This is a genomic window from Amycolatopsis sp. NPDC104775 (assembly GCF_055583325.1).
In genome coordinates this window covers 1-11,150 of sequence record NZ_JBVJOE010000002.1, presented here as the reverse complement: position 1 = coordinate 11,150, position 11,150 = coordinate 1, and the positions used below count along the sequence as shown (strand labels likewise).

Annotated in this window: 8 protein-coding genes and 1 riboswitch; of the genes, 1 reads left to right on the top strand and 7 read right to left on the bottom strand. The window is 69.2% G+C overall.

All coding sequences use genetic code 11. From position 1 onward, the window contains the following. Positions 1–117: 117 nt before the first annotated feature. The 3 genes from ACZ63D_RS08925 to ACZ63D_RS08915 all read right to left on the bottom strand — a co-directional run bounded on the left by ACZ63D_RS08925 (position 118) and on the right by ACZ63D_RS08915 (position 4,660). Complete coding sequence (locus ACZ63D_RS08925; RefSeq protein ID WP_465353742.1) at positions 118–1,806, bottom strand: fatty acyl-AMP ligase; 1,689 nt, start codon at positions 1,804–1,806, stop codon at positions 118–120. A gap of 78 nt (positions 1,807–1,884) precedes the next feature. Beyond that, positions 1,885–3,654, bottom strand: a complete 1,770-nt coding sequence (locus ACZ63D_RS08920; protein WP_465353741.1) for an ABC-F family ATP-binding cassette domain-containing protein — start codon at positions 3,652–3,654, stop codon at positions 1,885–1,887. 37 nt (positions 3,655–3,691) lie between these two features. Then, on the bottom strand, positions 3,692–4,660 hold the full coding sequence (locus ACZ63D_RS08915; protein ID WP_465353740.1) for a 4-(cytidine 5'-diphospho)-2-C-methyl-D-erythritol kinase: 969 nt from the start codon (positions 4,658–4,660) through the stop codon (positions 3,692–3,694). Between the two features lie 121 nt (positions 4,661–4,781). Here ACZ63D_RS08915 and ACZ63D_RS08910 point away from each other — a divergent pair, with 121 nt between their 5' ends. Next, a complete protein-coding gene (locus ACZ63D_RS08910) occupies positions 4,782–5,249 on the top strand; it encodes a hypothetical protein (protein ID WP_465353739.1) in 468 nt (155 codons plus the stop codon). 113 nt (positions 5,250–5,362) lie between these two features. Here the strand turns inward: ACZ63D_RS08910 and ACZ63D_RS08905 are convergent, their stop codons facing one another. The 4 genes from ACZ63D_RS08905 to ACZ63D_RS08890 all read right to left on the bottom strand — a co-directional run bounded on the left by ACZ63D_RS08905 (position 5,363) and on the right by ACZ63D_RS08890 (position 10,817). Continuing rightward, the gene (locus tag ACZ63D_RS08905; RefSeq protein WP_465353738.1) at positions 5,363–6,376 is read right to left on the bottom strand and encodes a methionine ABC transporter ATP-binding protein; all 1,014 of its coding nucleotides are present in this window, start codon (positions 6,374–6,376) and stop codon (positions 5,363–5,365) included. Positions 6,377–6,591: 215 nt separating this feature from the next. Then, positions 6,592–6,682, bottom strand: a riboswitch (SAM riboswitch). Positions 6,683–7,248: 566 nt separating this feature from the next. Next, positions 7,249–8,091 (bottom strand): 16S rRNA (adenine(1518)-N(6)/adenine(1519)-N(6))-dimethyltransferase RsmA, encoded by an 843-nt coding sequence (rsmA, locus tag ACZ63D_RS08900; protein WP_465353737.1) that lies wholly within the window; start codon positions 8,089–8,091, stop codon positions 7,249–7,251. Positions 8,092–8,184: 93 nt separating this feature from the next. Further along, positions 8,185–9,567: a transglycosylase family protein gene (locus ACZ63D_RS08895; RefSeq protein WP_465354728.1), complete on the bottom strand. Its 1,383-nt coding sequence runs from the start codon at positions 9,565–9,567 to the stop codon at positions 8,185–8,187. 425 nt (positions 9,568–9,992) lie between these two features. Then, the gene (locus ACZ63D_RS08890) at positions 9,993–10,817 is read right to left on the bottom strand and encodes a TatD family hydrolase (RefSeq protein WP_465353736.1); all 825 of its coding nucleotides are present in this window, start codon (positions 10,815–10,817) and stop codon (positions 9,993–9,995) included. Positions 10,818–11,150: the final 333 nt, after the last annotated feature.

Below are 11,150 nucleotides of genomic sequence, written 5' to 3'. Positions count from 1 at the left end.
AGGCATCTTTACCGCCTTGACAAGCACCCCCGAACCGTCAGCACAATCAGCTTCGGGGTGCCCCACGCAACCACCCCCGGCGCAATGTCGCCCCCCAGGGCGACGAGCCGCCCCCACTCACCCTTCCGCGTTCTTCGCGATCTTCTCCGCATACTGCACCGCAGTAGCCGCCCGCTTCACCTTCCCTGACGGAGTCTTAGGCAGACTCCCAGCCGGAAGCACCACAACCGCGAACGGCCGCATATCCACCGCATCCCGAACCCGCGCAGCGATCTCCTTCGCCAGCCGGTTCTCCTCCGCGGCATCCCCGGCCAGCTTGGACTCCACCACCACCGCGAAGCGTTCCCGCCGACTCCCCGCATCCAGCCGAACCGCGACGGCGTTCCCAGCCCGCACACCCTCAACCGAACCCGCAGCACGCTCAATATCGGTCGGGTACAAATTCCGCCCGCCCATAATGATGACGTCCTTGCGCCGCCCACAGATCACGATCTGCCCGTCGACCAGATACCCCAGGTCACCGGTCTTCATCCACCCATCGCGATCCTGGGTATCCAGCGGCCCGTCGACAGTCAGATACCCCGGCGTCACAGCCTCCCCACGCAGGCGGATCTCCCCAACCTGACGTTCGCCCAGCACAGCACCGGATTCATCGACAATATCCGCTTCCAACCCGTCCAGCGGACGGCCGAGCAAGGCGAACGAACGCACCTCATCCGTACCCCGCCGAGGATCGCCCTCAGGCACCGGCACCGCCCGGTTGTCCGCCTCAAGAGCGTCGGCCTCGACAACATCCAACGTGAGCCCAGTGAACAACGGCGCGAACGAGACGGCCAGCGTCGCCTCCGCCATGCCGTAAGCAGGGAACACGCACTCGGGCGGCATCTTGAACCGTTTCCCGGCGTCCACAAAGGTCTGGACGGCCGTCTCGTCGATCGGCTCCGCCCCGTTGAGGGCGATGCGCAGCTTCGACAGGTCGTAAGCGTGGTCGTCCTCGACGCGGGCCATGCGTTTGCCGACGATGGCGTACGCGAAGTTCGGCGCGGCCGTCGTGGTGCCGCCGTATTTGCTGATCAGCTCCGGCCAGATCAACGGTCCGGTGAGGAATTCGACCGGGGTGATCTTGATCAGCTCGACGCCGAACGTCATGGGCACGGTCAGGAAGCCGACCATGCCCATGTCGTGGAAGGTCGGCAGCCACGACACCATCACGTCGGTGTCGAACTCGAACTCGGCGCGATCCACCATCGCCTTGACGTTGGTGTACAGGTTGCCGTAGGTGATCCGGACGGCCTTCGGCTCCGCGGTGGACCCGCTGGTCAGCTGCAGCAGCGCGGTGTCGCCCTCGGCGGTCGGCACGATCTCGGCCAGCGGTTCGGCGTCGGCCAGTTCGGAGATCAGCCGGTAGCTGATGCCCTTGCCCTCCAGCACCGGGGCCAGCTGGTCGAACGGTTCGCCGAGCACGACCAGTTCGGCCCCGATCATCTCGAGCACCTTCACCGTGTCCTCGGCCCATTCGGCGAGGTCGGTGCGCGGCGTCGGCTGGTGCAGCATCGTCACGCTGCCGCCGGTGAGCCACACCGCCTGCACAGTCGGCGCGATGAGCACCGGTGCGGCAGCTAGCACCGCCACCGCGCTCCCGGGCGCCAGTCCCCCGTTGACCAGCCCGCCCGCGATCCGGCGCGCTTCGTCGTGCACCTGCGCCCAGGTCCGGCGCACCGGCTCCTTGGGCTCGCCGGTCACCATGCCGCGCCGTTGCCCCCGGTCCGCCGCAGTCCCGACGAGTGTGTCCACAAACCGACTCATGTGCGTCAGATTACTGTCCGGTTTTTCCGGCGTCGCCGCGGCGGCGTGAACAGCCGATGACCGGTGCCGGACGCGGCGTCACTCGGCGAGTTCGGAGGTCTCCAGCCACCGCGCCTCGACGTCGTCCTTCTCCGCCAGGACGGCTTTCAGCTCGGTGTTGAGCTCGATCAGCTTCTCCGGATCGGTCGCCGCCTCCGCGAGTGCCGAGTGCAGCTTCTCCTCCCGTTTCGCGAGCTGGTCCAGTTTCCGTTCCAAGCGGCCCAATTCCTTTTGCGCCGCACGGGTTTCCGCCGCGCTGCGCTTGGCCTCGGTCTTCTCCGCCGGGGGTGCCTCGCGCCGCGGCGCGGCCTCCTTCGCGCGGGCGCGGCGCTGCAGGTACTCCTCGATCCCGCCCGGCAGGTGAGTGACCTTGCCGTCGCCGAGAAGCGCGTACGTGGCGTCGCAGACCCGCTCGACCAGGTACCGGTCGTGCGAGACCACCACCATCGTGCCCGGCCAGCCGTCGAGCAGGTCTTCGAGCTGCTGCAGGGTGTCGATGTCCAGGTCGTTCGTCGGTTCGTCCAGCAGCAGCACGTTCGGCTCGGCCATCAGCAGGCGGCACAGCTGCAGCCGGCGGCGTTCGCCACCGGAGAGGTCGCCGACCGGCGTCCACTGCCGTGCGGCGGGGAAGCCGAGCTTCTCCCCGAGCTGCGAGGCGGTCATCTCCTGCTTGCCGAACACGACGCGGCCGGAAATCTGCTCGATCGCTTGCAGCACCCGGAGATCGCCGGGCAGGTCGTCGAGTTCCTGGCGCAGGTGCGCGAGCGCGACCGTCTTGCCCTGCACCCGGCGTCCGGTGGACGATTCGACATCACCGCCGAGCAGTTTCAGCAGCGTGGTCTTGCCGGAGCCGTTCACGCCGACGAGACCGATCCGGTCGCCCGGGCCGATCCGCCACGTGACGTGGTCGAGCAGCGTCCGGTCGCCGACTGCGAGCGAAACGTCTTCCAGCTCCAGCACCGTCTTGCCGAGCCGGCGTTTCGCGAACGCCATCAGCTCCACGGAATCGCGCGGCGGCGGCACGTCGGCGATCAGCGCTTCGGCGGCCTCGACGCGGTAGCGCGGCTTCGAGGAACGCGCCTGCGGACCGCGCCGCAGCCACGCCAATTCCTTGCGCGCCAGGTTCTGCCGCTTCTCCTCCGCGGTCGCGGCGAGGCGGGCGCGTTCGGCGCGCGCGAAAATCCAGTCGGCGTAACCGCCTTCGTACTGCTCGACCCGGCCGTTCGCGACCTCCCAGGTGAGGCTCGCGACGGTGTCGAGGAACCACCGGTCGTGGGTCACGACCACGACCGCGATCCGGCGGCCCAGCAGATGATCGGCGAGCCAGCGGACGCCTTCGACGTCAAGGTGGTTAGTGGGCTCGTCCAGGACCACCAGGTCCAGTTCACCGGTCAGCGCGGCGGCCAGCGCGACGCGGCGGCGTTCGCCACCGGACAGGTTCGCGGTCGGGGTGTCGAGGCCGATCGCGGTGATGCCGAGACCGTCCACAATAGACCGGACGCGGGCGTCGGCGGCCCATTCGTGCTCGGCTCCGTAGCGCTCCAGCACCACATCGCCGACCGTGCTGCCGGTCGGCAGTTCGGTGCGCTGGGTGACGACGGCCATCCGCAGGCCGCGCACCTGGCTCACCCGGCCGGAATCCGGCTCGCTCAGTCCGGAAAGGACTTCGAGCAGCGTGGTCTTGCCGCCGCCGTTGAGCCCGACGACGCCGATCCGCTGCCCCTCGGCGACGCCGAGGGAAACGTTGTCCAGCAACGGCTTCACGCCGTAGGACTTGCTCACCGATTCCAGGTTGACCAGGTTGGCCATCCGGATCCTTTCCACTGTGGACTATTGAGACGAAGTTTCACGCGTGCACGCGCGGCGGGGCGTTGCGCGGCGCGTCGTCGCCGCCGACCACCCGCGCGCCGGGCACCGGGCCGTGCGCGACCCGCACCGTCCGGCACACTCCCGCGCCGGACAGCTCAGCGGCCACCTCGACCGCGGTTTCCGCGTCGGAGCACAGGAACGCGCACGTCGGCCCGGAGCCGGACACGCATCCGGCCAGGGCACCCGCGTTCACCCCGGCGCGCAGCGTGCGGCGCAGACCAGGCCGCAGCGACACCGCGGCCGCTTGCAAATCATTGCCCAGCAACAGGGCGAGCTGGCGAGGATCCCCCGACGCGAGCGCTTCCACGACCGGCGTGTGCGACCCGATCCGCGGCGGTTTGCCGTCCGCGCGCAACCGGTCGAGTTCGCCGAACACCTTGGGCGTGGACAGGCCTTCCTCGTCGAAGGCCAGCACCCAATGGAACGTATGCCGGGCGAGCACCGGCACGAGCTGCTCGCCGCGGCCGGTGCCGAGCGCGGTGCCGCCATACAGCGCGAAGGGCACGTCGCTGCCGAGGCGTCCGGCGATGGTGGCCAGCTCGTCACGCGTGATGTCGAGCTTCCACAGCGACGAAAGCCCGACCAGCGCCGCCGCCGCGTCCGCGCTCCCGCCCGCCATGCCGCCCGCGACTGGAATGCCCTTGCGCAGCACGATTCGCACCTTCGGCATCTCGGCGTCCGGTCGTCCGGCGTAGGCAGCCAGCTCGCGCGCCGCGCGCCAGGCGAGGTTGGCGCCGTCGGTGGGCACGGTGCGCTCCCCCTCGCCGTACACCTCGAGCCCAGGCTCGTCGGTGGCCGCGACGGTCACCTCGTCGGTGAGCGAAAGCGCCTGGAAGACGGTGACCAGCTCGTGGAATCCGTCCGCCCGCAGGTCGCCGACGGCCAGGTGCAGGTTGACCTTGGCCGGGACCCGGACGGTGACTGGTGGTGGAACGACGGCGAGCACCCGTCCAGCCTACGTGGCTGCCGCGGACCAGGTCCCGCCAGGAGAAAACGTTGGCACGGAAGTTCCCCCAGTCGTCGTTCCGGATTGGCCAGACGGGCTAATTTGGAATTACTTTGTAACTATGCGCCCGCCCGAGGTCAACCTGTCCGAGCTGTCCCTGCACCCGCGCCGGGTCACCGACCAGCTCGAACGTTCGCCGAGCCGGGCGGTCCGGATTCGCCGCCGGGAGAAGGACAAGCCGGACCTGGTGCTGCTCACCGCCGAGCGCGCCGAGCAGTCGGCAGCTGGTTTTTCCGTAGCCGTCACGCTTCTCGCGGAGTTGATGCGCCGCGGCTCCGAGTCGGTCGCGCTGGCCGCCGAGGCCCTGCCCGCCGCGTTCCCGTGGGCGCGATACCTGTCCCCGGAAGAGGTGCGGACGCTCGTCGGCGAACTGGTCGAAACCCTGGAGCGAGCCGATTCCCTGGGCAACCCGGTGCCGTTCGCCACCCTCGTGGCGAAGTGGAAGCAGATCGCCGAGGCGCACGTGGATCCGGCAGTGGCGGAGATCCTGCGCCGGAACGACCACAATGGACAGACTTCAGGACACTAGTCCTAAAGCTTTGACCGAGTGACCTGATTTCTCGGGCACCGCGTCCCGCGGAGACGGCGAGGGCCGCCCCAACCGAATGGGACGGCCCTCGAAAACGGTTCAGCGAAAGGAACTCAGGCAGCGACGACGCTCTGCGGACCGCGAGCCGGCTGGCTCACGTGCGCGCCCCGGTCGGAGATCCAGGACAGCGCGGCGTCGGCCCGCTCGCCGCGGACGCCGAGGCGGAACCGGGCGATCGGGGTGTCCCCGATGCGGGTGAGGCCGCCGCCGATGGTGGCGAGTTCCACGTCGAAGCGGCTGGCCGCCTCGGGCAGCAGGGCGCCCACCGACGCGAAACCGATCAGCACGACGTCGACCGCGCGGTCGTACTTCGCGGACTGGGCGCGCGAGGTCTCGATCGACGGCAGCACCGCCTGCGCGGTCCAGCTGTCCGGCGTCGAAATCAGGTCGAGCACCGTGCCGCGCTCGACGATCGCGCCGTTGTCGAGCACCGCGACGTCGTCGCAGACCCGGCGGACGACGTCCGCGTCCGGCGTGGTGACGACGACCGTCACGCCCAGCTCGGCCCGCGCCCGGTCGAGCACGGCGAGCACCGCGCCGGCGTCCTCGGCCGCGACCCCGGCGGTCGGGTCGTCGGCGAGCAGCACGGCCGGTCCGGCGGCGAGCGCCTTGGCGACCGCGACCCGGCGGAGCTGGCCGTCGGTGAGTTCTTCCGGCTTCTGCGCGGCGCGGGCGGTGAGGCCGACCAGGTCGAGCAGCGAGCCGACCCGGCTGCGGCGCTGCGGGCCGTCGACGCCGAGCTGCTCCAGCGGGCTGGCGATGTTGCCGGCGATGGTGCGCTCGGCGATCAGCTCCGGCTTGGTCCCGACGACGCCCAGCTGGCGGCGGATCTCCCGCAGCCGCTTGCCGTCGAGCGTCGCGGTGTTGAGGCCGTCGAGCCGCACGACCCCGCGGTCGGGACGCTCCTGCAGCGCGATGCAGCGGGCGAGGGTCGACTTGCCGGAACCGGACGGGCCGACGATTCCGAACAGCGAACCGGCCTGCACGTCAACGCTCACATCGCGCAGCGCGGCGACACGATTTCCGTGGAAGGGAAAGGACTTGGACACGTTTTCGACAGTGATCACGAAAGGGCTCCAGGCAAACGAGGCGCAGCGCCGATTCCGGGCGCGCCAGGCGTCATCGAATTACCGTCCACAGTGGACGGCGCAAGAAACTGCGGAAAAAACGATCAGGCGATGACCATGGAGCGTCGACACGCACATACCGAGCGGCGACCTTCGTCGACTACGCGCCGGCGGGTCAGCAGGAGCGGGCGGGTGACCCTCTTCATCGAAAACAGCCTCCATCGGTCCTGGCGGTAGCACCTGCCCTGCGGAGGGTGGTTGCTGCGACTTCGGCGAGCCAGGTCTCTCAGTCGCTCGGGATGGACGCTTGTGAGTAAAGCCGATCCCATTGGCTGAACGCAAGCGCGTTGGTGCAGATCACACGTCTGGAGGTGCCCGCATACCGGAACGCGGCGTCCAGGATCCGCGACCCCGGTACTTCGGTCGCCGAACAGTGCCTCGACCTGGGAACTAGACGCGAAGGACACCGGCGGCGAACACGTTCGTTCCACTGTGGACGATCAAGGATCTTTGTGGAACAAGAGTTTTCCCGTTGTCAAGTTGGGGCGGCTACCGAGGCCGGACTCGCGTGCGGCAGCGTCCGCGACGGGGTGGAGATTGTCCGCTGAGCGAAGCACCTTCGGTTGGCGCAGCCGAACAATCCAGGCCGCGGAGCAATCCGGCTCCCCCGAATGCCGAGCCGCTCACCACGCGGATACGACCGCCTCAACCGCACTCACGCGATGACCGAGAGTAGCCAGCTGGCCGGGAATGCCCACGATCAGCGACCGCGCAAGATCATCGACCGAATCGACGAAACTAGTGCGCCACAGTCGGAATACCCGGCACACCGCCGCCGTTGGACGTCGCAAAGCGAGTGCCGCGGGAGGGGGTCAGGTTCCGGCAGCCGCGATCCGCGCGAACGCGTGCACGTCCAACTGCTCCCCACGCGTCTTCGGGTCGATCCCCGCCTCGGCGAGCAATTCACCAGCCCGCTCGGCCGAGCCGGCCCATCCCGCCAGCGCCGCCCGCAAAGTCTTGCGCCGCTGCGAGAACGCCGCGTCCACGACGGAGAACAACCGCGCCCGATCCACCCCGGACACCGGGTCAGTCCGGGTGAACGACACCAGCGCGGAATCGACGTTCGGCACCGGCCAGAACACCGCGCGCGGCACCGCGGCCACCTTCCGTGCCGGGCCATACCAGGCGAGTTTCACACTCGGCACGCCGTATGTGCGGCTGCCCGGCCCGGCCGCCATCCGGTCGGCGACCTCGGTCTGGACCATTACGAGCCCACTGCGCAGCGACGGCAGCTCGGCCAGCAGGTGCAGCACCACCGGCACCGCGACGTTGTACGGCAGGTTCGCCACGATCGACACCGGCTCAGCCGGGAGGTCGGCGGCCCGCACCCGCAGCGCGTCGGCTCCGACGACAGTCAGCCGATCCGCTGCCTCCGGCGCGCGCTCAGCCACCGTGCGCGGCAGGCGGGCGGCCAGCACCGGATCGATCTCCACGGCGACGACCTGAGCGCCCGCGGCGAGCAGCCCCAGCGTCAGCGACCCGAGTCCGGGCCCGACCTCCAGCACCACGTCCCCCGGTGCCACGCCGCCGAGCTCGACGATGCGGCGGACCGTGTTGGGGTCGTGCACGAAGTTCTGCCCGAGCTTCTTCGTGGGCCGGACGTCGAGTTCGTCGGCCAGCCCGCGGATTTCGGCAGGCCCCAGCAGTTCCACCACCGCACGAGCCTACCCAGCGCCGCGCGGCGCACGAAAAACAGGCGGCCGGGAGCGCGAGGCTCCCGGCCGCCTGCCGGACATCTCTGGTGGGGCTCAGGCCTTGTAGCCGCAACCCCAGGCGCTGTAGCCGCCGCGGGCGTCGCGCACCTTCTCGGCGATCGCGATCTGCTGCTCCCGGGTGGCCTTGTCGGCCGTGGGGGCGTACTGGCCGCCGCCGTAGGCGTTCCACGTCTGACGGTCGAACTGGAGGCCGCCGTAGTAGCCGTTGCCGGTGTTGATGGACCAGTTGCCGCCCGACTCGCACTGCGCGATCCGGTCCCACACGCCGGTGTCGCCGATCGCCGGCGCCGGCGGCTTCTTGGTGCCGACCTTGATGATCTTGGCCTTGGCCTCGACGAGAACCTTCTCCGAGACCTGCTCGCGCGAGATCTCCTCGCCGTTTTTCTTGGTGACCTTGTAGGTCACGAGCTTCTTGCCCGGCGTGCCCGGGTCGTCGACGCTCTGCTGGCCCTGCAGCTGCGTCGGGTCGTCGACCTTCTGCACCTCGGGGTCGATGGTCTCTTCCTGGTTGACCATCGAGACGCCCATGCGGCTGACGTGGACCTCGGCGCCGTTCTTGAGGCTGACGTCGAGTCCGCCGTCGACCGCGTCGTCCGGACCGAGGTTCAGCTTGAGGTCGGAGACGAGCTCCTTAGTGGTCACCGCGTTGGTGTTCACCTGGCGGGGCGCGTTGGTGCCGTCGAAAAGCGTGATGTGCTTGAGAGTCTTGACCTGGACGGTGGAGCCCTCGAGCGGAAGTTCGCCGGACGACGGCATCGACGTCCACGCGCCCTGGGAAAGCATGCTGCCCATGCCGAGCTGGTTCATCGCCTCGCCGAGCGTGGTCGCCCGGACCCAGGAGGGCCGCGACACGCCGTCCACGAAGAGGTTCAGCTGACGGCCGCGCTCGAGCTTGATGACGCCGCCGTCGCCGACCGCCGCCTGCGGCGAGGGCGAAAGCGCGTCGTGCTCGCCGACCGACAGGCCCGCGTCCTTGAGCACCTCGCCGACGGTGCCGCCATAGCTGTGCACGGTCTGCTGGTGGCCGTCGACGTCGACGGTGATGCTCTTGTTCATCGCGAGCGCCGCCGCGCCGCCACCGCCGACGGTGACCAGCAGCGAGAGCACGGCGCCCTTGAGGAAGCGGCGCTTCCAGGTCTTGGTCGCCTCGCGCAGCCCTTCCTCGACCGCGGCCTTCTTGGCCTGCGGGGAGGCGGTGCGGTCCTGCTCGACCTCGTCCGGGAGGACGAGCGGCGGAAGCATCGTGGTTTCCGCGTTGATGAGCCGGATCAGCTCGTCCACGTCGACGTCGATTTCCGACATCAGCATGTCGGCGTCCGGGCCGAGCGCGGCGAGCACGTCCTGCTCGGTCACGCGAAGCTCGTCGGAGAAGTCAAGCTGCCCGTAGGCGGTGTCCTCGAGCTCGCGGTCGAGCACGGCCACCGACTCGGAGGAGGAGAAATACGCCGAACCCGCGTCAAGACGCGTGTCATCCTGCCGACTACCAGTCACCGGGTCGTTCCCTTTCCCAAGACACCGCGCGTCGTTCGCGCGTCGTCCTTCGTTCGCGACGCACCCTCGGGCGCGCCTCTCAAGTCCGACACCCCCAGCCAGCGCCATCGTCACGGTTCCGAGTCGTACCAACCCCGGTTCCGCTTCCCCGACGTGCACTGACGTGACTGGTGGGCGTATCAGCCGGCATCCGCTGCGCGGTACCGACCGGCACGATCACGGGACAGTAACGGGTGTTGGCAGGTTGCGCAAACACCCCCCGGAGTGTCGTGACTTGCGTCACTCATCAGGTGGACGAATGCGCGGTCTCGAATGTCGCAATCCGTGCAACCCGTTGTGACACTACGGAATCACGCAGGCAGCCGATATGCGCGTTCAGCAGTGGTCCGGACCGCTTCGGCCACCTCGTGAACCCCCTCGCCGCGCAGCTGAGCAAGGAACCGAACGGTGTAGGCGGTACAGAACGGCTCGTTCGGCCGCCCACGGTAGGGATGAGGCGTCAGAAACGGCGCGTCCGTCTCCGCGAGGAACTGCCCACGCGGCACGATCCGCGCGGCCTCGTGCAGCCCACGCGCGTTCTTAAAGGTGACCGTGCCCGCGAAAGACAGGATGTAGCCCTTGTCGATACAGCGACGCGCGATGTGCTCGTCGCCAGAGAAGCAGTGGAAGACGACCGTCTCGGGCGCGCCTTCCTCGTCGAGGATGCGAAGCACGTCCTCGTGCGCGTCGCGATCGTGGATCATCAGCGCCTTGCCGAGCCGCTTCGCGAGATCGATGTGCCAGCGAAACGCCGCCTGCTGCGCATCGTGCGGCGAATAGTCCCAGTAGTAATCGAGACCAGTCTCGCCGACCGCGACCACCCGCTCACCACGCGCCAGACGCTCCACTTCGGACTGTTCAGCAGACCCAAATTCCTTGGTACGAGTGGGATGAATGGCGACTGCGGCAAACACCCGCGAGTCCCAGGTGGACGCTTCGGAAGCCCATCGAGCAGCCGCGAGATCGTCAGCGACAGTGACGACCCGAGCCACCCCAGCCCGCTCCGCCCGATCAACCATCTCGGCAACGTCAGCCGCAGTCTTCGCTCCGCACGCGTCGAGATGAGTGTGCGCGTCGACCACCGTCACCGGCAGCCGGTCAGGAATCGGCGGAAGTTCGCGCTTTTCGTCACCCATGGCCCCAAGCTACTGCGCCCCCGCCCACAGACGCCGTGAGGGGAACCCTCACACACTCAGATTCCCTCAGGGTTCCCCTCACGAACCGCAACCCGGGCGCGCCGCCCCACCCAACCGCAGCCCGCGCATCCACCCCCATCAGCCACCCAAGCCACGCGCCCACCCACCAACCCGCAGCCCACGCACCCAACTCACCAAGGCACCCACACTCCCCCGCACCCCGATACGAAGCCAAAAACGCGGGGGGGGGGGGGGGGGGGGGGGGGGGGGGGGGGGGGGGGGGGGGGGGGGGGGGGGGGGGGGGGGGGGGGGGGGGGGGGGGGGGGGGGGGGG

Coding starts and splice junctions, on each gene's coding strand:
- ACZ63D_RS08925 (WP_465353742.1), bottom strand. CDS start 1,806: ATGAGTCGGTTTGTGGACACACTCGTCGGGACTGCGGCGGACCGGGGG.
- ACZ63D_RS08920 (WP_465353741.1), bottom strand. CDS start 3,654: ATGGCCAACCTGGTCAACCTGGAATCGGTGAGCAAGTCCTACGGCGTG.
- ACZ63D_RS08910 (WP_465353739.1), top strand. CDS start 4,782: ATGCGCCCGCCCGAGGTCAACCTGTCCGAGCTGTCCCTGCACCCGCGC.
- ACZ63D_RS08890 (WP_465353736.1), bottom strand. CDS start 10,817: ATGGGTGACGAAAAGCGCGAACTTCCGCCGATTCCTGACCGGCTGCCG.